General features: G+C 53.1%; 21 protein-coding genes. 6 read left to right on the forward strand and 15 right to left on the reverse strand.

All coding sequences use genetic code 11. The annotated features are described in order from the left end of the window. Nucleotides 1-574: 574 nt before the first annotated feature. Complete coding sequence (locus LAT75_RS09165) at nt 575-1207, forward strand: ribonuclease HII (protein WP_363320544.1); 633 nt, start codon at nt 575-577, stop codon at nt 1205-1207. Here LAT75_RS09165 and rodA read toward each other — a convergent pair. The 13 genes from rodA to LAT75_RS09230 all read right to left on the reverse strand — a co-directional run bounded on the left by rodA (nt 1195) and on the right by LAT75_RS09230 (nt 14373). Further along, a complete protein-coding gene (gene rodA / locus LAT75_RS09170; protein WP_291482355.1) occupies nt 1195-2442 on the reverse strand; it encodes a rod shape-determining protein RodA in 1248 nt (415 codons plus the stop codon). The two genes, LAT75_RS09165 and rodA, sit on opposite strands and share 13 nt — an antisense overlap. Beyond that, nucleotides 2442-4280 carry a penicillin-binding protein 2 gene (mrdA, locus tag LAT75_RS09175; protein WP_291482356.1) on the reverse strand — a complete coding sequence of 613 codons (1839 nt, stop codon included), beginning with the start codon at nt 4278-4280 and terminating at the stop codon, nt 2442-2444. The genes rodA and mrdA overlap by 1 nt, the downstream gene beginning before the upstream one ends. A gap of 59 nt (nt 4281-4339) precedes the next feature. Next, nucleotides 4340-4810: a hypothetical protein gene (locus LAT75_RS09180; RefSeq protein ID WP_291482357.1), complete on the reverse strand. Its 471-nt coding sequence runs from the start codon at nt 4808-4810 to the stop codon at nt 4340-4342. Then, a complete protein-coding gene (gene mreC / locus LAT75_RS09185) occupies nt 4807-5649 on the reverse strand; it encodes a rod shape-determining protein MreC (RefSeq protein ID WP_291482358.1) in 843 nt (280 codons plus the stop codon). The genes LAT75_RS09180 and mreC overlap by 4 nt, the downstream gene beginning before the upstream one ends. Nucleotides 5650-5683: 34 nt before the next feature. Continuing rightward, nucleotides 5684-6739 (reverse strand): rod shape-determining protein, encoded by a 1056-nt coding sequence (locus LAT75_RS09190; protein WP_291482359.1) that lies wholly within the window; start codon nt 6737-6739, stop codon nt 5684-5686. 320 nt (nt 6740-7059) lie between these two features. After that, nucleotides 7060-8631 carry a bifunctional phosphoribosylaminoimidazolecarboxamide formyltransferase/IMP cyclohydrolase gene (gene purH, locus LAT75_RS09195; RefSeq protein ID WP_291482360.1) on the reverse strand — a complete coding sequence of 524 codons (1572 nt, stop codon included), beginning with the start codon at nt 8629-8631 and terminating at the stop codon, nt 7060-7062. Further along, on the reverse strand, nt 8631-9281 hold the full coding sequence (gene purN / locus LAT75_RS09200; RefSeq protein WP_291482361.1) for a phosphoribosylglycinamide formyltransferase: 651 nt from the start codon (nt 9279-9281) through the stop codon (nt 8631-8633). Before purN ends, purH begins: the two co-directional genes overlap by 1 nt. Next, nucleotides 9230-10192: an LD-carboxypeptidase gene (locus tag LAT75_RS09205; RefSeq protein ID WP_291482362.1), complete on the reverse strand. Its 963-nt coding sequence runs from the start codon at nt 10190-10192 to the stop codon at nt 9230-9232. Before LAT75_RS09205 ends, purN begins: the two co-directional genes overlap by 52 nt. Next, complete coding sequence (locus LAT75_RS09210) at nt 10167-11234, reverse strand: AI-2E family transporter (protein WP_291482363.1); 1068 nt, start codon at nt 11232-11234, stop codon at nt 10167-10169. Before LAT75_RS09210 ends, LAT75_RS09205 begins: the two co-directional genes overlap by 26 nt. A 62-nt stretch (nt 11235-11296) precedes the next feature. After that, nucleotides 11297-12004: a regulatory protein RecX gene (locus LAT75_RS09215; protein WP_291482364.1), complete on the reverse strand. Its 708-nt coding sequence runs from the start codon at nt 12002-12004 to the stop codon at nt 11297-11299. Between the two features lie 23 nt (nt 12005-12027). After that, entirely contained in the window at nt 12028-13125 is a 1098-nt protein-coding gene (gene recA / locus LAT75_RS09220; RefSeq protein ID WP_291482365.1) for a recombinase RecA, read from the reverse strand. A gap of 141 nt (nt 13126-13266) precedes the next feature. Then, on the reverse strand, nt 13267-14061 hold the full coding sequence (locus LAT75_RS09225; protein ID WP_291482366.1) for a tryptophan 2,3-dioxygenase family protein: 795 nt from the start codon (nt 14059-14061) through the stop codon (nt 13267-13269). Nucleotides 14062-14118: 57 nt separating this feature from the next. Further along, entirely contained in the window at nt 14119-14373 is a 255-nt protein-coding gene (locus tag LAT75_RS09230; RefSeq protein WP_291482367.1) for a Smr/MutS family protein, read from the reverse strand. Between the two features lie 197 nt (nt 14374-14570). Between LAT75_RS09230 and LAT75_RS09235 the strand changes: the two genes are divergently transcribed. Beyond that, complete coding sequence (locus tag LAT75_RS09235; protein WP_291482368.1) at nt 14571-15320, forward strand: hypothetical protein; 750 nt, start codon at nt 14571-14573, stop codon at nt 15318-15320. A gap of 23 nt (nt 15321-15343) precedes the next feature. Here LAT75_RS09235 and LAT75_RS09240 read toward each other — a convergent pair whose 3' ends face one another. Further along, nucleotides 15344-16258 (reverse strand): AEC family transporter, encoded by a 915-nt coding sequence (locus LAT75_RS09240; protein ID WP_291482369.1) that lies wholly within the window; start codon nt 16256-16258, stop codon nt 15344-15346. Nucleotides 16259-16600: 342 nt separating this feature from the next. Here LAT75_RS09240 and LAT75_RS09245 point away from each other — a divergent pair, with 342 nt between their 5' ends. Then, a complete protein-coding gene (locus LAT75_RS09245) occupies nt 16601-17119 on the forward strand; it encodes a hypothetical protein (RefSeq protein WP_291482370.1) in 519 nt (172 codons plus the stop codon). Nucleotides 17120-17185: 66 nt separating this feature from the next. On the opposite strand, the gene LAT75_RS09250 is transcribed toward LAT75_RS09245, so the two are convergent. Continuing rightward, entirely contained in the window at nt 17186-17761 is a 576-nt protein-coding gene (locus LAT75_RS09250; protein WP_291482371.1) for an NADPH-dependent FMN reductase, read from the reverse strand. 269 nt (nt 17762-18030) lie between these two features. On the opposite strand from LAT75_RS09250, the gene LAT75_RS09255 reads away from it, so the two are divergent. The 3 genes from LAT75_RS09255 to LAT75_RS09265 all read left to right on the forward strand — a co-directional run. Next, nucleotides 18031-23523: an Ig-like domain-containing alpha-2-macroglobulin family protein gene (locus tag LAT75_RS09255; RefSeq protein ID WP_291482372.1), complete on the forward strand. Its 5493-nt coding sequence runs from the start codon at nt 18031-18033 to the stop codon at nt 23521-23523. A gap of 81 nt (nt 23524-23604) precedes the next feature. Next, complete coding sequence (locus LAT75_RS09260) at nt 23605-24210, forward strand: hypothetical protein (RefSeq protein ID WP_291482373.1); 606 nt, start codon at nt 23605-23607, stop codon at nt 24208-24210. A gap of 45 nt (nt 24211-24255) precedes the next feature. Continuing rightward, a partial coding sequence (locus LAT75_RS09265; protein WP_291482374.1) for a transglycosylase domain-containing protein occupies nt 24256-25451 on the forward strand: 1196 nt, incomplete at its 3' end.

A 25451-nucleotide genomic window follows, 5' to 3' on the forward strand; every position in this document is an offset into this window, starting at 1 on the left:
CCCATTTTTGATAAAGGAAACGCATACACGCAGTTTGTTAAAGAATGACAGAGTTACACCGTAACAGCCCCACCGCCTGAATCATTCTGCAAACACACCGGCACATTGAACCCTGCAATGGCCAACGGCTAAACGATTTGCCCTGAACCTAACACCAAAGCAGGCCGCGGCGCTCTTTTTTTGGGGGGGAACTCCGATAACATCACTGGGTGCGGTGTACCTCCTGATATCCCAAAGCGGCGGAGAAGCCCGTGCTTTTTTGTACTGTGCCAGTCGGTATTGCTGTGTGAGGGAGTTGAGGGGGCTTGATTGACGGCGTGCAGCGTTTTCGCTGCTGTAATGCTGAACAAAAAAAGCAAGGAGCACTCCGCCGCTTTGGGGTGTGAGGAGCAGCGGTGCGCCCAGTGATGTGCACGGAGTTCCTCCCAAAAAAAAAGAGCCGGGAAATGTTTATGCGGCCGGCCCTCCGGTTGAGGTCTCGTCTTTTGAGGACTTTTTGTAAATTCCGGCGTTCAAACTAATATTCCCGTCAAGGCTATCCTCGTCCATGAAAAAAAACAGTGCTGCACCCGACATGTTTCATTTCGAAAAACGCCTGTGGCAGCAGGGCTTCAGCCGGGTGATGGGGCTCGATGAGGTTGGCCGGGGGTGCCTTGCCGGACCTGTTGTTGCCGCCGGGGTCATTTTACCCGACGACTTCGACTGTACAGGCGTTACCGACAGCAAGCAGATTCCGACACACGACGCACGCAGGCTGCTCGCTGAGCGTATTAAAAAAGAGGCGGCCTTCTATGTGGTGAAAGAATGCAGCCCGCAGGAAATTGACGAGCATAATATTTTGCAGGCTTCCTTTCTTGCGATGCAAAAATGTGCGGAAAGTGCAGATCCGGCCCCTGACTATCTGCTGATCGACGGCAATAGGTTTCCGCCTTCGCTTGTGCCGCACGAGTGCCTGGTAAAGGGAGACGCGCGCTCGGCGAGCATTGCTGCGGCCTCCATCCTGGCAAAAGTACACCGTGATGAACTCATGTACAGCCTGCATCAGCTGTACCCCTGGTATGGCTGGAATACCAATGTTGGGTACCCGACTCAAGCGCACTACCGGGGGTTGGAGGAGGTCGGAATCAGCCCGCTGCACCGCCGGACTTTCCGGCTTCGCACCGAAAAACTGCTCACGGTTTCACCCCGCAATGGCTACGAAGCGTAGATACTGAAATTACGCTCGTAAAAGTGCAGGTTCAGGCAAAGCCCTATCATGATGCTGAAGCTTAGGAAAGATGAACCTCCGTAGCTGATGAGCGGCAGCGGAATGCCAATTACCGGCAATAAAGCTGTCGCCATCCCAAGATTTACAATAATATGCACGAGAAACACGGAGGCAACGCCAATAATAGTGAGCCGGGCATAGGCATGTTTGTGCGTGCCTGCGATATAAACAAGCCGGGATAGGAGAACCAGGAAAAACAACAGGGTTGTACCAGCCCCTACGAGGCCAAACTCTTCACTGATAACACAAAAAATAAAGTCGGTTTGCTGCTCGGGCAGAAAGCGCAGCTGTGTTTGGGTTCCCTGCATAAAGCCTTTGCCGTACAGACCACCGGAGCTGATGGCTGTTTTAGCCTGAATTACATTCCATCCGGCACCATGAGGGTCAACAGCCGGGTTTGTGAAGGCCTCAACCCGTGCCCGCTGGTGCGGTTGCAGCACTTCAGTGAGCGCCACCTGTACGCCAATAATGATGGCAATGGCCAGCAAAACGGCACTTACAGAAACCAGAGGGCGGCGGTCAACCAGAAACACCACACCGCAGAGCACAGCAGCAACGACCCCTGCTGCAACAATATTAATGACGGTAAGGTAGGCTAAAACCGCCGGCATAACCAGCATAAGGGATAATCCGAAGGAGAGGCCTGCCCAAAAAAGCAGAAAAGGTATGATACCAATGTAAACCAGGCTTGTACCTGTATCACCATGCAGCGTAATTAAAAAAACGGGCAGTGCGATAAGCAGCAGAAAAATGAAGAGTGTTTTGAAGTCTTCCATCGAATACTGCCGCTGGGAAGATAAAAAAGAGGCGATGGCCATTACAGTTGCCAGCTTCATAAATTCGCTGATCTGCAGCCGGAAACCGAAAATATTAAGCCAGTTTCGTTCGCCGCCTACTTCAATGCCAAAAAAAACAGTGAGCAGGGCAATTATCAGGCACAGCACATAGCCCGGCCAGCTGAGCTGCATAAAGGTTTGCGGGGTTAGAAACTGCATAAGCACAATGATGATCAGCCCGATACCCAGGTGCAGTACCTGCCTGTCGAAGTTGCCGCTTATTGCGGTGCCCTGATGCATGGGCCCCTGTGTTGCGCTGTAAATGGCTACCAGCCCAATAATGCTGAGCACCAGCCAGCTGATGAGCAAAACCCAGTCAAATCGGTTGTACCATTTCATTAATTGCGATCCGGGTTAAAGGGTGCCGGTTCAAATTCGAGCATCATCCGGTACACGTGTGGCCTGCGTATTTCGCCATAAAAGTACTGTTCGAACATCATGCCGGCCAGCGGTGCAGCTGAAATGGATCCGAAACCGGCATTTTGGAGCAGTACCGCAATTACAATTTCCGGATTCTCGAAGGGCGCATAAGCAATAAACCAGCCGTGATTCTGACCATGCGGGTTTTGTGCAGTGCCGGTTTTTCCTGCTACAGCCACATCCCGAAGGTTGGCATAGAAACGGCCTGAGCCGTCTGTAACGGCTTTACGCATCCCCATTTGTACTGCACGAAGCTGCACGGGGTTAATCCATTCAATACGTTCCGGTTCCGGCCGAATCAGCTCCATATCACCGCCGGGGTAGGAGATGCGGTCAACGATATGGGGTTTAACCCGATTGCCGTTGTTGGCGATAGCCGCAGTTGCAATAGCCATCTGAAGCGGTGAAGTACCCATAGCGCCCTGCCCGATACCAAGGTTGATCATATCACCCAAACCCCACTGCCGTACACCGAAAACGCGGTTGAAGTAGGTGCTGTCGGGTACAAGCCCGCGGACCTCCCCGGTCAGGTCGGCTCCGCTTGTAACGCCCATTCCGAAATCATTCATCATACGGGTCCAGACGTTTAGCCCGTGGCGGGTTACGATCTGATCCATCAGGGCATAAAAAAAGGTGTTGCAGGAAGTTTCAATGGCCTGTGCAATAGTCTGATCACCGTGACGGCGCAAACAGCGGTAAAACCGGCCTCGCATGTAGCCACCGTTGCAGTGAATGGTAGTGTTTTCGGTAATAAGGCCCAGCCGCATGCCAATCAGGCCCATCATAGGCTTGGTAGTTGAACCCGGTGGCTGAAGCGTTGCAACGGCTCTGTTAAAAAGAGGGGTGAGCGAGTCGGCATTTACAGCTTGCCAGTACGAGCGGTCCATACGCCCGGCAAGGCGGCTGTTGTCGTAATCAGGAGCGCTTGCTATTGCAAGGATACCACCTGTTTGCGGGTTAAGAGCTACAACGCCGCCTACCTTTCCTTCCAGAAGCTCTTCAGCAACACGCTGCAGCTGCACATCAATGGTGGTATGCAGGTTCAGCCCCTGAACGGGGTTCACATCCAGCTGCCCCTGATTAAAAGGGCCAAGAGAACGGCCGAAGGCATTCACGGTTACAAATTCGGTACCTTTGTTGCCACGGAGATCTTCTTCATAAACCCGCTCTATACCGCTTCTGCCAACGAGGTCACCAAGCCGGTAAAAAGCAGAGGCCGTCATTTCTCCCCTTGTTACTTCTGCAAGGTAACCCAGCACATGTGAGAGCCGTGCTTCAGAGGGGTAGCTGCGTTTACCCTCAACCTGATGGTTTATACCGGGCAGCCGCCACAGATTTTCCTGAATATTGGAGAAGGTCCGGAAATCAACATCCCTAAGCAGGCGGCTTTCACGATGTCTTGAAAATGTACGGGCTTCCTGAACCAGCTGCAGGATTTCTTCCTCTGATATGTGTGTAAGCTCGGCCAGCAACGGAATGTTGGCCATATCAAAATTCAGAGGGGTGATGGTTATCGTGAAGGAGGGCTCATTACCCACTATCAGCTCCCCGTGCCGGTCAAAAATGAGGCCGCGGGCCGGGTTTACGATTTGCTGACGAACGCTGTTGCGTTCACTGATCGGGCTGTAAATATCGTACTGATAAATCTGCAGGTACACAATACGCCCGAAAAGAAGCAAAAATACAGAAACCACAATAAGCTGTATAACAACAACTACGATACGGTGGTGTCGGGGGTCCTGGGCGGGAACAGGCATGGAATAAATCAGTACAGGTTGAAATGGCGCAAAATACAGCTAAAGCCTGATAATAGGGCTTAGTCTATGAGCAGTAAGTATAATATAATACCTATAAGGGCGGTATATACACTGCTGCCAAGCCAAAACTTTAAAAATAAAAGATTGGTATCGTAAATACCGGCAAAGGATGCAATGAGTAAGAAAATCAGATTGTACACCGCTGATAGTACAAGCAGTAACAAAAAAGTCTGCCCGGTGAGCAGTTTGTTTTCCCATTGGGTTGCCACAATACGGTGTGTAAACAACACAATGAGGGTTACACTGAACAAGTGTACGCCCCAGGTATCCAGGAGTATATCGAGGGTGAGTGCTGTAACGCCGCCAACAAGCAGTACATAGGTTCTCGGCCGTACAGCACAAAGTCCGAGTATGTAAAGCAGGGTTACATCGGCAGTAATACTCCAGATTTCCAGATGGCGGAATATCATGATCTGAAGCAAAATGGCCACAATACCGGCAAGTAAATCAACCAACAGAGATTGCTTCATTCAAAAATTTCCTGCCATTCCTGTTCAAGTTCGAGAATTTCTTCTTCTACTGTATAGAGCAGTACATGCCCTTCAGCAAGGGTTGAAAAATTAACATAAGGGGCAACGTAGATCCGCTGTGTTTCACGGCCGGGTTCGGGTTCAGCCCGGATTACCATTCCAACGGGTATGTTAGGGGGGAGCTTGTTGCTCAGGCCTGAAGTATAAACCCGCATACCAGCCTGCACACTGATGGTTTGCGGAACAAAGTTGATAACAAGCTCCGAAAGGTTGTCTGACTCCCAGGAGATGATGCCAAATGCGCGGCTTTCTTCAAGCCGCACGCTTGCCCGAAACTGCCGGTTAAACAGCGGTAAAACCTGCGCATGCCCGCTTGCCACAATGGTGATGGTGCCTATAAGGCCTTCATGATTCACAACCGGCATACCAATAACAAGACCCTGATCTGAGCCGGCATTAACAATAATGTTATTGTTAATGCCGGTCAGATTTTTGGCCACGATGCGTACGGGCTGCATGTCAAATTCAGAGGTATCACGAAAGTTGAGAAGGGCACGCAGCACTTCATTTTCATCCCGAAGTGACCGAAGCCGGCTGATTTCATCCTGCAGGAGGATGGTATTCTGCTCAAGCGCAGCATTGGTGCGTAGGGCCGAGCGATACACACGCACATTCGAAAGCGGTGCCTCAACATAGCTTACAAGGGTAATGGAAGCTTTACGCACGTTTTGGAAGGCGTTGTCCTGCCGGGCAACCATCATAAACAAGGCTACCAAAATTAGCGCAGCGGAAATCAGCTGATCCCGGATATCTCCGATCTTGGTAAATCTGATTCTCATAGGGCCGGCTCCGGCAATCGGATGGAGGTGCTGATTAGGTCAGTACGCTTTTGTAAAACTCAATATCTTCGAGGATGGCACCTGTGCCCCGAACAACTGCCGTGAGGGGATCTTCGGCAATGTGTACAGGCAGTTCGGTTGTTTCCATGATGAGGCGGTCCAGGTTTTTGAGCAACGCACCTCCTCCGGTTAGCATGATGCCACGGTCGAGCAGGTCAGACGAAAGCTCCGGAGGGGTTTGCTCCAGCGATTTGGTGACTGACTCCACGATAGTATTCACGGTTTCTGACAAGGCTTCGCGAACATCGCGGGAAGTTACTACCCGTGTTTTGGGTACCCCGTTGATGAGGTCACGGCCTTTGGCGTACATCTCGATTTCTTCATCGAGCGGTGTTGCAGAGCCAAGCGTCATTTTAACTTCTTCGCCGGTACGCTCACCGATCAGCAGGTTATGGTTGCGGCGGAAATAGTTGATAATAACTTCGTTGAGTTTATCGCCGCCAATTCTGACGGACTGCGAGTAAACAATGCCTGAAAGTGCAATAACGGCGATTTCTGTGGTACCGCCTCCGATATCTACGATCATGTTTCCGACGGGCTCGTGCACGTCAAGGCCGATACCGATGGCCGCTGCCATGGGTTCATCAACCAGGAAAACTTCTTTGGCGCCTGCCCGCTCGGCGCTGTCGCGCACGGCACGTTTTTCCACCTCCGTAATACCGGAAGGTACACAAACCACCATTTTCCGTGTTGAGGAGTACCAGCGTTTCTTCACTTTTTTTATCATGCCCCGAATCATGTGTTCGGCTACTTCAAAATCGGCGATTACGCCGTCGCGCAATGGGCGGATGGTGCGGATATTCTGGTGCGTTTTCTCGTGCATCAGCCGTGCTTCATGGCCAATAGCTACAACGCCGCCTTTGGCATCCAGGGCAACGATGGAGGGCTCATTCAGCACAATGCCTTTGTTTCTTTCGTAAATGAGGGTGTTGGCCGTTCCTAAGTCGATGGCTATATCTGTATAAAGCCAGTCGAAGGCAGATTGTTTTTTCGGACGGTTCTTGGAGTCAGGGTTCGCAGTGGATTGCATAAGAATTGAGTAGAGAAATTTGGGGCTGATATGTTAGAATTGGCGGGTCAGCACTGTTGGGAGCCGCCGGTTTGGCCTGCGCTTGTTTTAAACCGGAAAACGCCCGTACGCTGAGAGTTAAAAACCTGAGTAAGCGGCAAAGATCTCAGGGGATCCCAAAAATGAAACATGAAGCGCATGGGCATTTACGAGAAGGTTAAGAAATAAATAATTTGGCTGATTTAAAACACGGGCTGAAAATGAAGAGACATCTATTGCGCTGTTTCTTCAGCTGATACCCGTTTCATAAGTCGGGAAAATAAGCAATCCCAGCGGCTGATTTAATGTTTAAAATGTCTTCTGCCGGTAAAAACCATGCACAGGCCATGCTCATTAGCGGCATCAATCACTTCCTGATCGCGAATGCTGCCACCAGGCTGAATCACACAGCCGGCTCCGGCTTTGGCAATGGCGTCTATGCCGTCACGAAACGGAAAAAACGCATCTGATGCAACAGCAGCTCCTTTCAGATCGTGGTCAAATTTTGCCGCTTTCAGCACAGCAAATTCAGATGAATCCAGTCTGCTCGGCTGACCGCTGCCTATGCCGAGGGTTTGCTGATCGCGCCCGAATACGATGGCATTAGAATTCACCCGTTTAACAACCTTCCATGCAAATAGCATATCCGAGAGTTGTTTCTCAGTTGGTTTGAGGTGGGTTACAACCTTGAAATTTTTGGTCTCAATTTCAACGGAATCGGGTTGCTGACAAAGAAGGCCGCCAAAAATACTGCGGTAACTGTAAGATGTTGTAAGCAGGTCGGCGTTTTTAATTTTGACGAGGCGCCGGTTGGCTTTTTGAGTGAGCAGTTCGAGTGCGTCGTTATCGAAATCGGGGGCGACCACAATTTCAGTAAAAATGGAATCAATGGCTTTAGCGGTTGGCAGGTCAAGGGATTCGTTTACCAGCACTATACCGCCAAAGGGGCTGATAGTATCTGTTGCGAAAGCGGCATGCCAGGCCTGTGTGAGATCCGCACGTGTTGCAACACCGCAGGGTAGTGTATGCTTAATAATGGCGCAGGTGGGGTCGTCATACCTGAAATCAGCGAAAAGGTTGAGCGCGGCATCCACATCAAGCAGGTTGTTGTAGCTAAGCTGTTTGCCGTGCAGCACTTCAATGATTTCCCCCTGATCGCCGTAAACAGCTGCAGCCTGATGCGGGTTTTCACCATAACGAAGCGGGCTGAATTTGCGTAGCTGAAGGTTCAGCACGTCCGGAAATCCGGATTTGATTTCCTTCGATAAATACATCGCTACAGCAGTATCGTAGATGGAGGTGTGCTGAAAAGCCTGCTGCGCCATTCGGAGACGGTACTTGTAGCGTACGGTTCCGTTATGTTCCGTAACTTCCTGCTGGAATTTTTTGTACTGCTCAGGTGAGGTAAGTACACAAACATGATCCACATTTTTGGCAGCCGCCCGAAGCATGGCCGGGCCGCCAATGTCGATGTTTTCCATGCATGTTTCAAAACCCGGGCTCTCGGCAACTGTTTCGCTGAACGGATACAAATTAACAACAAGCAGTTCGATCGGGGCATAGCCAAGCGCATGAAGAGACGCCATGTCAGATTTAACAACCGGTCTGGAAAGCAGCGGCCCGTGGATGGCAGGATGCAGGGTTTTAACCCGACCATCCATCATTTCGGGAAAACCGGTTAGGGAGTCAACACTTGTTACCGGCAGGCCTGCCTTGATGAGGGTTTTTGCCGTACCTCCGGTTGAGATCAGTTCAACCCCTTGTTCATGTAAAAACTGACCGAGTTCGGCAATACCGGTTTTGTCAAAAACGGACAACAAAGCCCTTTTTACCTTTAAATTCTTTTTCTCGAAAGCTGCGAATGACTGTATCATCAGGTTATACACTCTTTTTTGGTCGGATGGTGCAATAATGTGTTAATGCACTCCGGATAAAGTTGATGCTCCTGCTCCAGAACGCGGGCAGCTAAGCTTTGAGGGGTGTCTTCAGGAAGTACCGGAATGCGGCGCTGCCCGATTATCCGGCCCTTGTCATATTCTTCATTCACCAAGTGAACCGTGCAGCCCGACTCGGATTCTCCGGCCTGTATAACAGCTTCATGAACACGAATACCATAGAACCCTTTGCCACCGAATTTTGGGAGCAGTGATGGGTGAATGTTTACGAAGCGATCAGGAAACTGCTCAAGTACTGCTGGCGGAACTTTACGGAGCCATCCCGCCAGCACAATCAAATCAGGTTTCCATATCTGCAAAATATCCAGCATGGTGTCTGCTTCGGTATTTTCATCGCAACTGCGCGGTTGTACAAAAACCGGAATTCCGTGTTTTTCAGCACGCTTAATGGCCCCTGTTCCCGGCGAACCAGCAATAAGCCCGGCAATTCGGGACTGAAGCCGGTTTTGTACTACAGCGTCGATAAGTGCCTGAAAATTTGTGCCGCCGCCCGATGCAGCGACCACAATGCTGGGTGTCAAGATTCGAAAATGGATTGCCGGGTTCGCAAAATTGTAGTTGGCCCCCAAGATACGGATATCGGCACTCCTAAAGGTAAAGAAATTTTACCCGGCACATGTCCGTAATCCAGCCCTTTGGCTAACTGAAGTGAAAGACCTGCAGTTGCTCTGCGAATGATTTTGTCCAGCGCGGGCACTTCCGGATATCCCTGAACGGCTGCATCGGTGAACTGCCCGAAAAGCAGGGCCTCGCAGCCGGAGAAGTGCCCGCCCATACAAAGCTGTGTGAGGTAAGCTTCGACTTTGTGCCGGGGTTCATCCACATCCTCCAAAACAGGGATGCAGCCCTTTAGCCGCGGAAACCAGCGGGTACCGAGAAGCATAGCAGCCACCGACATGGTGCCGGGCATAAGAACACCGCTAAGTTGTGCCGGAGGCCGTGAGTGATCCCAAAGTTCATTTTCAAAAGCGATTTCCGTTTCTCCGGTTTCAAGCAGTTTCCAAAAATAGGTTTCAAACTGAGGATTGCGCTGCGGGTAGGATAAATCAGTAGCTACCATGCCTGCAGAAATAGCGGGCAGCCCGCACTGACTGTAAATACCCCAGTGCAAAGCCGTAACATCGCTAAACCCAAGAATGAGTTTTCGGGCGCTTTTGATGGCATCATAATCCAGGTAGGGCAGCATCATTAAACTGCCAAAACCGCCACGGGTACAAAAAACAGCGTCAACCAGGGGATCATTTACCAGATTCATGAGGTCGCGGGCCCGGGCTTTACCGCTACCGGCCAGGTACTCATCCCGCATCGAGCAGCTTGGAGTGGTAAGCGTGCGGTAGCCCAGAGATTCGAGGTAGCGGATGCCCTGCTCAATTTTTTCCGCCTCTGCCGGTGTTGAAGGTGCAAATATCCCGATGGTACCTCTTTGTGGCAAAGGGCGCAGGGGGACGAATGCGTCAGGTCTGTCGTGATTTAAAGACATAATAATTTTGGATGCTCCACGAAATTTCGTTGTAAATTACCCGAATAACGGTGAACAGTGGGATGGCAATCAGCATGCCGATCAGGCCTGCGAGCTCGGCGCCAATCAGAATAATCAGCAGTACGTAAAGCGGGTGTATGTTGGCTGAGCGGGAAAAAATGGCCGGGTAAAAGATCACATTATCCATAATCTGCACGATCATCACCGCGAGGATACAGTTCAGAACCAGAGAAAAATCACCGGTTTCGATGATGGCAATTACAATGGAAAGCAAATAGCCCAAAACAGGTCCGAAATAAGGGATGGTGTTTGCAAGACCGATTGCCACACCTACCGAAAGGGCGTTGTTAAGCCCTGCAATACTCAGAAGCATCCATGAAAAAAAAGCGACCAGCGTACTTTGCAGGCCTACGGCCTTAAAATGCCGGCCAAGCCGCATCTCTATTTTACTGATGATGTTTAGCGTGGTCTCGAAGTACTTGTTGGGTACCAGCTGAAGCAGCTGCCGCCGTAGGTTACTGCCGTCTTTTAGCAGAAAGAAAGTTGTAAAAGGCAGAATCAGCAATGCCGTGAACAAATTTGTGAAAACACCGATAATGTTGCCGAACAGAGACTGAACATTTTCAAGGTCGAAAAAACGGTCAAAAAAGCCGTCAACGTTACTTGTGAGGTATCCCTGAGGCAGCTGCGGAATAATCTGTAAGGTGTACTCTTCGATAGAGCGGGCGATAAAGGCCACGGTTTCCACATTTAGTTGTGTGGCCAGCCGAAGCAGCTGATTGCCTATATTCGGAATAATGGTTGTTGAGGCCCAGGTAAGTACCAGCAATACCGACAGCACGACCAGGAATGTGGCAAGGGTCCGGTTCATGCCGTTGGCCTGCATGCGGTTAACTACCGGATTAAGCATGTAGCTAAGCACCAGGGAAATAAGCAGATAAGCCAGCAGAACGGAAAACCGCCACAATAGCATAAGCACCCCTGCACCGATAGCGGTGTAAATTAAAAAGCGAATAACTTTTTCAGGGGTTATGTTAACCATAGGTTATGTATCAATAAGATAAGGCTGCGCTTTTCCGGAGCAAAGATGAGTTCAGGAGTACATCAGCCGTCGGGTTGCGAATCAATCAGTTCAAGCAGACGGTTAAGGTTGCGGAAAACCTGTTCAGCCGCATGGCCTTTGCGTAAGAGGTGATCGGCCACCTTTTTTTTGCGTTTCAATATATCAGATTCGCGCCTGAAACGCCTGCTGTTTTTCAGCACAAGAGCTTCCAGCGCAGCAATATCATTATCGGGCAGCATTTCGGGAATGAGTTCGGCGAGCACGGGTTCAGGTACACCGCGTTTTTTGAGTTCAGCCCTCACTTTTGCAGCCCCCCATTTTTTGAGACTGCTTACCTCCCGTATGTAAGCCCTGGCATAGGCACGTTCGTCAAGATATCCTTTGTCCCGAAATTCATCCAAAAGGCTGTCGAAATGCATTTCAGTAAATTCTTTTTTCCGGGCTTTGCGAATCAGTTCAACAGAAGTGTGCGCCCGGCGTGCCAGAAGGCTTAGCCAGTACTCGCGCAGGGAAAAACGCGATTCCTGTTTCATGAGCAGGTCGTACCCGTCCAAATCCAGTTCTTTCCCAATACCAAGGCCGGATTCCAGAAAGACCGCTTTATAGCAGCCAAAACTGAACTCCCCTTCAATAAACACAGAAACCCGCGAGCTGTTGCGGGTTTGTGTATTCAGGCCCGTGATGCGCCCCGGGCTGAACTCCGGCTCCGGGGCGTCATCTTTCGGTTGCTGCCTTACCTTTCTTCTCATAAGTATGAACCACCTGCCTGCATTCAGGCCTTGTTTTTGCCGCCGGTGCTTCCTGCACCGTTGCTGCTGCCTGCGGCACTGAGGGCTTCGCCCGCCGCCGCAGCCTCTGCGGTTTCTTCTTCTGTGAGGGTTTCGGGCATCAGTTTGGCGCGTACGATTTTTTCAATTCTGTTGGTGAGCTCCGGATCTTCCGTGAGGAACTGCAGGGCTGAATCAGCACCCTGACCGATCGGCTCGCCGTCGTAACGGTACCAGCTGCCGCGCTTCTGAATGATTTCGTACTGCACCGCCAGGTCGAGCAGCTCGCCCATGCGGGAGATGCCTTTGCCGTACTCAATATTGAACTCGACTTCGCGGAAAGGCGGGGCAACCTTGTTTTTTACGATCTTAACTTTGGTACGGTTCCCTACTACTTCATCGCCTTTTTTTATGGTTCCGATCCGGCGGATATCGATCCGAACAGATGAGTAAAACTTGAGGGCTCGCCCACCGGTTGTGGTTTCAGGGTTTCCGAACATGACACCGATTTTTTCGCGAATCTGATTGATAAAAATAACGCAGGTGTGCGTTTTATTCACGATACCGGTGAGTTTTCTCAGCGCCTGCGACATCAGCCGTGCCTGCAGGCCCATGTGGGAATCTCCCATCTCACCGTCAAGCTCGGCACGGGGCACGAGAGCCGCTACTGAGTCAACCACCACTACATCAAGTGCCGCTGAACGAATCAGGGTTTCGGTAATTTCAAGCGCCTGCTCACCGCTGTCGGGCTGGGATACCAGCAACTCATCGGTTTTGATGCCCAGCGCTTTGGCATATTTGGCATCGAAGGCGTTCTCCGCATCAATAAATGCAGCATAGCCGCCTTTTTTTTGCGCTTCTGCGATTATGTGCATCGCAAGTGTTGTTTTACCGCTGGATTCAGGCCCGTAAATCTCAATGATCCGGCCACGGGGAAACCCGCCCACTCCGAGAGCGGCGTCGATCATCATAGAACCTGATGAAATCACAGGGATGTTTACAATGGGATTGTCGCCAAGGCGCATTATCGTGCCCTTGCCGTGTTGCTTTTCAATCTGACCCAGGGCCAGTTCAATCGCTTTTTGTCTGTCTGAAGTTGCCATATCGCGTATTATTCTGAAGAGTTAGGATTTTTATTTAGTATATGTATAAAATATGTGAATTGAAAGCTTCAGCAGCTTTGGTTTTTATGCTTCTTCAGAGTAACAAAAGTGAAAAACCTTTCAACTGCACCCAAAAAAAAATCAGATATGGGCTCTAATGGCCCATAAATCGGGAAAAATCGCGTTGTTGGTTGTTTTTCGCAGGTAAGTAACACCGTCTGAACCGCCCGTTCCTTTTTTGGTGCCTATGGTTCGCTCAACCATTTTAACATGCCGGTAACGCCATTCCTGAAGGCCTTCATCAAAATCAACAAAAAGCTCACTCAGCAGAGATGATTCCGGATCGTTGTGCATCACCTCAATTAATACCTGCTGATTATGCGGGCTGGCTTCGAACAGCAGGCCATGTTCGTTCACTCTTTTCGGTGTTTTTGCCGGGTGGCCCTGCCGTTGCAGATAGGCAATGAAAGCCTCCCAAAGGGTCTGCTCTTCCATCCGGCTTCTGATAATTTTGAGGGCAGGCTCGTTGTCGTGGTGCGCTTCGGTCATGAGCGGGTAGCGCAGCCCGCAGATGATTTCCATTTCGCGAAACTGAACAGACTGAAACCCGCTGGAGCTATCGAGAAATTTCCGGAACATATTGAAGGAGAGGGGCGTCATGGTTTCGAGGATGTCGATCTGCCCTACAAGTGTTTTCATGATGGTGAGGATGCGCCGCAGGGTTCTGATGCTCGTCCAGGTGCGGCCTGCACTCAGCTCCTGCCTGAGCAGCTTAAACTCGTGGAGAATTTGCCTGAACCAAAGTTCATAGGTTTGGTGAATAATAATGAAAAGGGTTTCATCGTGTTCCTCAGGGTCCGATTTACACTGCTGTAGCGACAGCAGCTCATCGATCTTTAGGTAACGGGTGTAAGTAAGAGATTTGGAAACAGACATAAGCAGATTATTTTGGTCGAATCAGAAATATAGGAGGGAAAAACGGACAGTGCCGCACTAAAAGCGGAAATGTACAAACAAGCGCCCGAAGTTTTTGCTGTCTTTTTCTATGCGGTGATAGTAGGGCTTGATATGCTTCTGTTGCAGGAACCGAAGCACTTTTTTTTTGAGCTGACCGCTGCCTTTGCCGGGAATGATTTCCACAAGCCTGATTTTTTTATATACGGCTTCTTCGATAATATCGCTCAGGGCCTGATCAATAAGATTCCCTTTGTTATAGATTTCGTGTAGGTCAAGTTTTAGTTTTGCCATGGTTTTAGTTTTTTATTCCTGATTAAGCGGTTGCGAAACAGATTCGCATGTTTTCCGGAATCAGACCGGACAAAGTTGCCGGTAAAATGTAGTCAAATTGAAAATAACTAAGCAGGCCCTGATGAAGTTTATGAGAGCATGTCCGTTCAGAGGCGTATCTTGCCGGAATACATGAATGGCGGAAACAGATCCATCAGATGGCTTTGTTCCTGCCTGAAACACCTTTTATTTCACCAAAAACCTGTATCAGCGTGCTGTTTACGCCTTTATTGCTCTTAATTTCCGTTCTGCTGTTTTTTATAGGAATCGTTTACCGCGAAAAATTTCGCTTTCGTCGCTATGGTGTCGATTTACAGTTTCAGCAGGCTGTTAATGTATTTATCCGGGGAGGGTTCAGGCAGGATATAGCTGAAGCTGCGAAACTTTCTGAGAAGCTGCGGCAGCCTGTACCTGTAGAGAAGCTTCAGATTCATGCGGCCTCAGGCGGCAACCCCATGCAGGTTGTGCAGGCCATGAAATACCTGGAGCAAACGGAAATAGAATCGCTTAAAGTTGGCTTCAGGCACATTTGCCTGATCGATCTTTCAGGAAAGCCACTTACGCAGGTAATAGAGGAAGCGGAACAGATCCTCGGGTTAAAGCTATCCGGAGAATTCGAATTTTCAGGGATGGAGTACCATTACTTATATCAGGCAAGTTACCGCCGGCCTCTGATGTCGGTCGCGTTCGATTCTTTCTCCGGGGAACCCGTGCGCAAAGAGATTAAGCGCAAAATTACAGACCTGAGCAGGTATCATAAAGAGCTGCTTCGCATGAAAGCCGGAGATGAAGCGCAGCTGAGGAAGCTGATTCTCGATAATGTGCTTCGCAAGGCATTCTGGGAGCAGAACTTCAAGCTGATTTTACTTGAGCATGATATTGTCATTTCACGGTCACCTTTGGATTGATGGCTGTACAAACCCGTAGTGCATCACCCCAGCCATTCAAGAATATAATACCACCCGAAGAGGGTCAGAAAAGACAACGGAACCCCGATACCGACCATTTGCGAGGCAAGCTTTGGGTTAAGGCCGTACATAATCGCAAGTATGGAACCTGTAATCATGGGGGCCATTGCAGCTTCCATGATACTTACTTTAACTACTTCTCCGCTGCCTTGCAGTACAAAAATAAAAAGCACGCTAAGCAGCAGCGGTGCCAGCAGCAGCTTATAGGAAAGCCCCCAGATCAAAGGCGCGACAGATTCTTTTTGAAGGCTGAAAGAAAGCTGCATGCCTACCGAGGTTAAGGCAATCGGAGCAAGTGTGGCACCCAGGCGTTCGAGTACTTCAAGCGGAATGCCGCGGGCTTCAATTCCGGCTAAATTCATGCCGATCGCAAACACAAATGTGATGAAGGGAGGAAACAACAGCACTTTCCGGAAGATATCCCGCTTGCGAAGTTCGTTGTCGGAGTAGGTGCACGCGATAATGATTCCTGCCGTTGATACAGCTACGAAAGAGCCGGGCTGATCAACCATGAGTGCAATTCTGAGGGCTTCAGGGCCATAAACCGCTTCAATTACCGGAAATCCTACGAACGAAGTGTTCCCGAGCCCTGCCGTGAGCAGCAGGCAACCAACCGTTTCCCGCGACCAGCCGAAAAGCCTGCCCAGCAACGGTATAATTATAAGTGCAAAACCTAAAACCAGCCATGAGGTAGCAACCGGGAACAGCAGCTCCCGGCTGAGTGTGATCTGCGGTATGTAAATGAGTGCAAGGGCAGGAAGCGAAATGTAAATCAGAAACTGATTCAGGACCATAGGCGAATTTTCGGGAAAATCCTTAATTCGCCTCAAAAAAGCGCCCAGCACCAGACAGAAAACCAACAGAAAAAGGTTAGTCATAAATCAATAATTTCAGAAAACTAAGCACATATCAGAGGTTGGAGATGCTTCTTGTTAAGATAGTACAATAAAGGCCGGATGAATTCGGAAAACATGATTTGTAAAATATAATCGATTGTCTTTGCATGACGAGGAATAATTATTATCATAAGCACAACCAAATTTGCGCATTTTGCCCGATTTCATGAGATTTGGGAATCTTGAGTCAGGACAGGTGCTCAAATATTAAAATTGCTTCATAATTATGGGACTTACAGGACTCGAATTAATATAAGTACAGGACTACAATCCGGTTGTGAAAGCATTGCGTGTAAATCAGCTCAAATCTTAACAAATACTTCTATGGTATATAGACATAACTTGGAGGCCCTTTCTGCTTCCAGTGCTTTTGGCAGTTTAAGCGAACGGGCATTCAATGCTCTGTCAATTAGCCGCCTTGACAATGTTCCCGGTTTCCTTACATATTACAAGAAATTCGGAAATTTCTTACAGCTCCGGCATTGCGGAGCAAAAACAAATCAGGAACTCATCGCTCTTGCCTCAGCTTTAATTGAAAAAACAGCTGAACAGGATCATCGCCCTGTCCAAAATGAAAAGGTTCGTTTTTCAGCATCAGATACGTTTCAGAGTGAACTCTGTGACAGCGCACTCAAGACTTACCATACTATGCCGATGCGCCCGAAAAATGTGTTGCACCTGAACGGTATCACCGGTCCGGATGCATTTTTGAAATACTATAGAGAGCACAAAAATTTTGGCACTCTTCGGCATTGCGGGGCTGTAACTAACCAAACCCTCATCAGTTGTGCCAAAGAAATGATGAAGGAACAGCAGGATAGTTTAACCCTGACCGGATCCTGAATTCGTATTAATTCCAAAAAAAATCCCCTGTCTTTTCGCGATGACAGGGGATTTTTTTTGCAGTTTCTAAGCCGTTACGCCGGCTTTACGCTCCCGTTCACCTTTGTTGCGTTCGGTGAAGGAGGCAAAGTTTTTGATAAGGCTGTCGAGCAGTTTGGCCTGCAGCTCATCGGAAATGCCGGTTTCCGGGCTGAAGATTTTGTGAACCCGCTGCAAAAATACCCGCTCCGGAAACAGATAAGCGTTGCGGTAGTTGCACACCATCTGCATTTGCTCTACAGCACGAAGGGAGCCAAAGGCACCGGCCGCTTCACCTATAAATGCAATCGGGAGTTTGTCAAAAGCGGCCGGGAAAGGCAGGTAGTCAATAAATAATTTGAGAATACCGGGGTAGGAACCATTGTATTCCGGGATGACCATCAGCAGGCCGTCGCAGTCGAGTACCTGCTCGTTGAAAGCTTTCACACTGGGGATATCAGCACCGTATTTGCCGCCGGCAACGTCCTGAATCGGGAAATCTTCCAGGGAAATTACTTCCGCTTCAACACCGAGATCGTCGTACTGCTTTTTGACAAATTCGGAGATTTTGAGTGCCATTGAACCCGGCCGGTCTGTTGAACTGAGAATATGTATGCGTGTCATTAAATTCAGATTTTGGAATTTTGAATAGTATTTGTGTTTTGGAATTATGCCTCTGAAAAGCTTTGAAAGCTTAAAATCATTCCGCCCCATCCGGTTTCGGGCTTTTAAAGCTGTATGAGCTGAAAGCGGTTTTTCATGATTAACGGATTTGAGGTTAAGCATTCGGCAACTTTCTCAGTATCTTATCCGATAGCGGTATTCGATTATATAAACAGATGAAATTTCAGGGCTTATTTATGATGGCATCCTTCAATAAAGTATTTTTTTTCATGCTTCTTCTGCTGGTTGCAGCAGGCTGCGGCAAATCTTCAGACGAAATTTTTACGAGCCCGGAGCAGTTCAGCGGGCAGCTTGCTTCCTACACGAGCGGTCTCATCAGCAGTGATGCTGAGATTGTAGTTCGTTTTGTGAATCCCGTTGACGAAGCCGTGCGTGCTGCCAATGCGCCCCTGTTTTCGCTTCAGCCTTCGGTGCGGGGGCAGCAGCGCTGGGCCGATGAGCGCACGGTTGTGTTTAAACCGGCTGACCGCCTCCAAAATGGTGCCCGCTATCAGGTGCGCTTCGGGGCGGGTAAAATTTTAGGCGGCAGTGAAGCCGGCCGGGTGTTTGGTTTTGAGGTCGGCATCATCCCGCAGGATCTCGATGTGCGCCTTGCCGCACTCGAGCCCGATCCGGATTCGCAGAGCGGCGCGCAGCTGCTCAGCGGCCGTATCCTCACGGCTGATGCCGCCGGGCTTGCCGAAATCAGCCACGTGCTGCGCGCCGAGCTCAAAGGGCAGACCCTGGAGCCGCAGATTACCCGCGAAACCGACCGCAGTTTCAGCTTCGTGCTTGCCGGTATCGGCCGCGATGCGCAGCCGCAGGACCTTGAACTCAGCTGGGATGCCCGCCCGCTCGGCGCCCGCACCCGCGGCTCGGCCCGGCTTACGGTGCCCTCCCGCGACAGCTTCACCCTCACGGATGTGCGGGTGATTTACGAGCAGCAGCCCTTTATCGAAATCTCCTTCTCCGACCCGCTCGATGCCTCGCAAAACCTCACGGGCCTGGTGCAGCTCGAAGGCCTGTCCGAGCCGGGTGTCATCATCCGGAACAACCGCCTGCTGGTTTATCCCCGCGCGGCACAGCCCGGCGAAACCCGCCTCACCCTTTCTTCCGGCATCCGCAGTGCGCAGGGGCAGCGCCTGGGCGAAGAGCTCAGCCGCAGCCTCACCCTGGCACACGAGCCGCCGCAGCTGCGCCTGCTCGGCAGCGGCGTAATCCTGCCCGGCAGCACCGGACTCCTCCTGCCTTTCGAGGCCGTTAATCTCGGTGCCGTTGATGTGCAGGTCATCCGCATTTTCGAAAACAACATCCCGCAGTTTCTGCAAAATCAGGGGCTGGGCGATCCGGGCTGGTCGCTTCGGGAAGTCGGTCGGCCCGTTGCCGGTGAGGTCGTGCCGCTGCACAGCCTCGGTACGGTCAGCAGCGAAGCCGGCAAGCGCAACAGCTACGCCATCGATCTCAGCCGGCTGATCGAACCCGAGCCCGGCGCCCTCTACAAAGTAACGCTGGGTTTCAGGCAGCATCAGTCGCTGTATCCCTGCGAGGGCGTCACTCCGCCGGACCCCGCCTCAAGCAGTTGGCAGTACGAAAATGAGGATGAGGAAGCCCGCTACTGGGAACAGTTCGAAAACCTGTGGACCTTCGGCCCTTACGACTGGCGCGAGCGCGACAACCCCTGTCATTCCTCCTACTACACCTCAAATCAGCGGGTGAGCCGCAATGTGCTGGCCTCGGATATCGGCCTGATCGCCAAACGGGGCGAAACCGGCCGTCTGCACGTGAGCGCCGCAAGCCTCAGCAGCGCGCGCCCGCTTTCCGGCGTGGCCCTCGAAGTGCTTGATTTTCAGCAGCAAAGCCTGGGCAGCGGCAGCACGGATTCCGACGGTTTTTGGGTGATGGATGCGCCCGGGCGCGATCCTTTTTTATTGCTCGCCCGCCGGGGTTCCGAGCGTGCCTACCTACGGCTAACCGAAGGAAGCGCCCTTTCCCTGAGCGAGTTTGATGTTTCCGGCGCAAGCGTAAGCGGCGGGGTGAAGGGCTTCCTCTACAGCGAGCGCGATGTGTGGCGGCCAGGCGATTCGCTTTTTGTGAACCTGATTGTGCAGGCCGGTGAAGCTATGCTGCCCGCTGCGCATCCCGCGAATTTTGAGCTGATTGATCCTGCCGGGCGCGTTACGGTCCGCCGCACGGTGCAGCCCGTAAACCGCATGTATGCCTTCACGGCCCGCACCGAGGCCCGCGCCGAAACAGGCCGCTGGCTGCTGCGTGCGCGGGTGGGCGGCAATACCTTCACCCGAAGCATCAACATCGAAACCATACAGCCCAACCGGCTGCGCATCCTCACGGAGCCCGACGAAACAAGGCTGAGCGGCCAGCTGGCAACGCTGAGCGGCAGCATCTCCGCAGAATGGCTGCACGGGGCCGTGGCCGGTGAGCTGCTCACCGATGTGAGCCTGAGCCTGCGCACAGGGCAGCTTCGTTTTTCCGATTTCCCGCAGTTTACCTTCAATGACCCGAGCCGGACGATTGAATCGCAGCCTGCCCAGGTTTTCCGCGGCCGGCTCAATGCGGAGGGCCAAACCCGATTCTCGCATCAGCTGCAGCGCCCCGAAGGTGCCCCCGGTCTGATTGAGGGCACCCTTGCAACCCGCGTTTTCGAAGAATCCGGCAATTTCAGTGCCCGAAGCACGGGCTTCAGCTATCTGCCGTACAGCAGCATGGCCGGCATCCGGCTTGAAGGCGCCGACGAGCGCGATACCTTTCAGTACGACGAGCCCGTACGTGTTCAGGCGGTGCTGCTCGATGCCGGCGGCGACCGCCTCGCGGGGCAGAACCTCACCGCAACCGTGTATGAGCTCGACTGGCGCTGGTGGTGGCAGCGGCGTAACGAAAACCTGAGTCAGTTTTTTGGCAGCCGCAGCCGGAGTCCGCTGCTCAGTACTACGGTGCGAACCAACGCCCGGGGCGAAGCAGAGGTGCTGCTGCCCGCTGAAATGCTGGACTGGGGCCGCTACCTCGTGCAGCTGGAAGCGCCCGGCGGACATACAGCCAGCAAAGTATTTTTCGTGGGCTGGAGCGGAGGCGAATCGCCCGGTGGCGCGCCTGTGCGCCTCACGGTGGAAACCGACCGGGAGCAGTATGAGGTCGGGGAGACCATCACCCTGCGCTTCCCCGGCGCGCATCAGGCACGGGCGTTGGTGAGCCTCGAAACCGGCACGGAAGTGCTCCGCACCTTCTGGACCGAAACCGCGCCTGGCATGAATGAAATCCGCATTCCGGCCGAAGCCGGCATGAGCCCGACCGTGTACGCAAGTGTGCACGTGATTCAGCCGCACGCGCAGCAGCACAACGACCTGCCCATCCGCATGTACGGGGTGGTGCCGCTCACGGTAAACGACCCGCAAACGCGCCTGCGCCCGGTACTCGGGCTGCCCTCGGAAATCAGGCCGGAGTCGGTTGCGGAGCTGCGCATCAGCGAGCAAAGCGGCCGCGCCATGACCTACACCCTTGCGCTGGTGGATGAAGGCCTGCTCGACCTCACCAACTTCCGCACGCCCGACCCGCATGCGCATTTTTATGCCCGCGAGGCGCTGGGCGTGCGCACCTGGGATTTATATAATGATGTGGCCGGTGCTTATACCGGCGCCCTCAGCCGGATTCTGGCCATCGGGGGCGACCTTGAGCTGGAGCGGGAGGAAGCGGGTGAAGTAGTCCGTTTCCGGCCGATGGTCCGGTTTATGGGCCCCTTCACCCTGGGTGCCGGCGCGACAGCCGTGCATCAGGTCGAAATTCCGAACTACGTGGGTTCGGTTCGGGTAATGGTGGTGGCCGCGCAGGATGATGCCTTCGGCAGCACATCGGCCGCTGTGCCGGTGCGTCAGCCGGTGATGGTGCTCGGAACCCTGCCGCGGGTACTCGGCCCCGGCGAGCGGGTAGAGCTGGCTGCGACCGTTTTTGCGATGGATGACCGCATCCGCGAGGTGGATCTGAGCATGCAGGCGAACGACATGTTTGAAGGGCAGGGCAGCGAAAGTCGCCGGCTGCGTTTTACGGGCATGGGCGACCGCCTCGAGCGCTTCGAACTCCGCACGGGGCCGCTTACGGGCACGGCACGCATCACCCTGCATGCCCAAAGCGGCAATGAGCAGGGGCGCGATGAAATTGAGCTGAGCATCCGCAATCCCAACCCGCCCGTGATGCAGCTGTTTGCACAAACACTTCAGCCGGGCGAAAGCTGGGATTTGAGCTATGAGCCTGCCGGTGCGGCGGGCACCGCTGCCGGACTGCTCGAAATTTCGTCGGTGCCGCCGATAGATTTGGCCCGGCACATCCGCTTTCTGAACCGCTACCCGCACAGCAGCCTCGAAGCGCAGCTTGCGCGGGCATTCCCGCACCTGTACCTGAACGTGTTCACCGGCCCGGATGCCGGTGCCGCGCAGCAGGCCGAGAGCCACCGCCGCGTGGAAGAAGCCATCGCATCGCTCAGCCGCTATCAGCTGCCGAACGGCGGACTCGCACAGTGGCCGGGTCAGGCCGTGGCGCAGGAGTGGCTGAGCAGTTTCGCACTGCATTTTCTCACAGAAGCGGAGCGGGCCGGATATTTTGTGCCGGGCAGCATCAAGGCACCCCTGCGCCGCTTTCAGCAGCAGGCTGCCGGCAACTGGCGCGAAGTGCCCGATGCGCCCCGCAATGCGGACCTTATGCAGGCCTACCGCCTCTATACCCTCGCCCTCAGCGGCGAAGCCCCGCTGGGTTCGATGAACCGCCTGCGGGAGGTGAACGCGCTATCGGCTCAGGCCCGCTGGCGCCTCGCTGCCGCCTATCAGGTAGCGGGCATGCCCGAGGCCGCTTCACAGCTGGTGCGTCAGGCCGGTACGCAGATTTCCTCCTACCGTGAAACCGGCGGCACCTACGGCAGCGAGCTGCGCGACCGCGCAATGATGCTCGAAAGCCTCGTGCGTCTCGGCCTGGCTGATCAGGCATCCCGGCTTATGATGGAAATTTCTGCCGAAATTAACCGCGATGACTGGTTTCCGCCGCAAACGGTGGCTTTTGCCCTGATTGCCGCGGCCCGCTTCGCGGAGGCATATCCCGTATCGGAGCAGACTGCTGTTCGCTTCGAAGGCATGAGCATCGGTGCAGGTCAGATCAGCGGCACGCAGCCGCTCTGGCAGGTGCCGTTTGAAATCACCGAAACCGGCCCGCACAGCCTGCGCCTGCGCAACGAGGGCGGCGGTGTGGTGTTTGCGCGCCTGCTTCAGGAAGGCATCCCCGCCGAAGACCGGAGCCCGGCGGCCTCCTCCGACCTGGGCCTTGAGGTCCGCTACCTTTTCCCGAACGGCGATAAAGCCGACCCGGCGCGCCTGCGCATGGGCACCGATTTCATCGCGGAAGTGCGCGTGAACAACCCCGGCAGCAGGGGCGCGCTGCGCGATCTGGCTCTCACACAAATTTTTCCCTCAGGCTGGGAAGTCATCAGCACCCGCGCCGATGACGACATCTTCACGCAGGCGGCATCCCGGCCCGATTATCAGGATGTGCGCGACGACCGCATCCTCTCCTACTTTAGTCTCTCCGCCGGGGAAAGCAAGGTGTTTCGGGTGAGGCTCACTGCAACCTATGCGGGCGACTTCATCCTGCCCGCGGTGCAGGTGAGCGGCCTGAACGACGCGTCTGTTTTTGCCCGCACAACTGCGGGCCGTGCTGAGGTGCACCGCTAAATTTATTAGTCGGGCTTTCAGCTTTTTGGTGAAAGTCAGCTTAACTTGAAATCCTTTATTTCCCCTAACTTTATAAATTGCATGAACAAATACATTTATTTTCTCCTCAATGAAATAGGGCTGCGGATGGGCGGTATGTACGCCCTCGCGCCGGATACCCTTATTTCCGATTTGCTTGAAGAAGAAGGATTTAATGAAGCAGAATGGTATGAGGTGCAGATTCAGATGCAGCTCATTTATGGTGTTTTTGCAGGCGACCCCCGTAAGATTCCGACCAACCTGACCATCGCGGACGTAGCCGATTACATTAAAACCGGCTATCAGGTGCCCGATGAGCAGTACGAAATATTTTTCATCAACTGGTACCCGGTAATCGATGCTATTGCCTCGGCCGCCGGAAAGATCTCATCCGCCCGTACAAAGAAAACGAGGGTCAAATATATGCTCAAGGTCAATGAAGCGATGGATGAAGCCATCGCAGAGCTCTATGCCCTGCAGGCCGGAGAATATGATGATGATTCCGAAATTGACCCGGATGAGTTTTTGTATGATGAGTTTGGCAACTTCATCACCGAAGAAGAAATCAATAAACCGGTCGGCTTCGCTGATGATGAGGAAGATGACGACAACGATGAGGACGAGGACGAGCCCTTTGGTAAAGAAAACAATATCTTTCCAATTAAATAAACGGCATTAAAATCATTCTTAGCTGACTATTCGACAAGAGGGCGCGTGAAAGAGGCATCGGAAGCAGATCAGGAAACAGGGCTATTCGGGAAGCATCCGGCAGACCGGGGCCGGAAAAGGCTTTGGATTGCCCTGCCGGTGCTGCTACTTTTTGCGCTGCTTTGGTTTGCCGTGCCGGTGCCGGTTTTTGAGGTTCCCTACGCAAGCGTAGTGTACGACCGCAACGGGGAGCTGCTTTCCGCCCGCATCTCGGATGATGGTCAGTGGCGCTTTCCGCCCGGAGATGCGCTGCCGGAGCGCTACCTCACCGCGCTGCTGCATTTCGAGGACAAACGCTTCATGCGGCATCCCGGCATTGATCCGCTGGCTGTGGGCCGGGCCGTGCGGGAGAATTTTCGTGCCCGCCGCGTGGTGAGCGGGGGCAGCACTATTACCATGCAGGCCGTGCGCCTGTCGGAGGTGAACCCCCCGCGCACATTCCGGCGCAAGCTGCTGGAAGCGGTGCAGGCGCTCAGGCTCGAAAGCCGCTACACCAAAGCGGAAATCCTGCAGATGTATGCGGCGCATGCGCCCTTCGGCGGCAATGTGGTCGGGCTTCAGGCGGCGTCATGGCGCTTTTTTGGTCGCGACGCTGCGGAGCTTTCCTGGGCTGAAGCGGCCCTGCTTGCCGTGCTGCCCAACGCCCCGGCCCTCATCCATCCCGGCCGAAACCGCGACGCCCTGCTGCGCAAGCGCAACCGCTTGCTCGAAAGCCTGCACGGGGCTGGTCACTTCGATGCCCTCAGCCTGCAGCTGGCGCAGGCCGAGCCCCTGCCCGAAGCCCCGCTGCCCCTGCCGCAGCTCACACCGCACCTGCTCGACCGCATTGCCCTCGAAGGCGGCGCGGGCACGCAGCAGCGCAGCACCATCGATGCAAACCTGCAGCGCCGGGCCGCAGAAGTCGCGGCACAGCATCACGAGCTGCTGCGCGCCAACGAAATCCACAATATGGCCGTGCTCATAGCTGAGGTAAACAGCGGCCGGGTGCTCGCCTATATCGGTAACAGTCCGCAGCAGGCGGGGCAGCGCAGCCGGGGGCAGGCCGTCGATATTATCCGGGCACCGCGCAGCACGGGCAGCATCCTCAAGCCTGCCCTCTATGCGCTCATGCTGCACCGGGGCATGATCCTGCCCAACACCCTCGTCGCCGATGTGCCAACGCAGGTAGCCGGGTACAGTCCGCAGAATTTCAGCCGCACCTA

The organism is Cyclonatronum sp., assembly GCF_022565315.1.
GTDB lineage: Bacteria > Bacteroidota > Rhodothermia > Balneolales > Cyclonatronaceae > Cyclonatronum.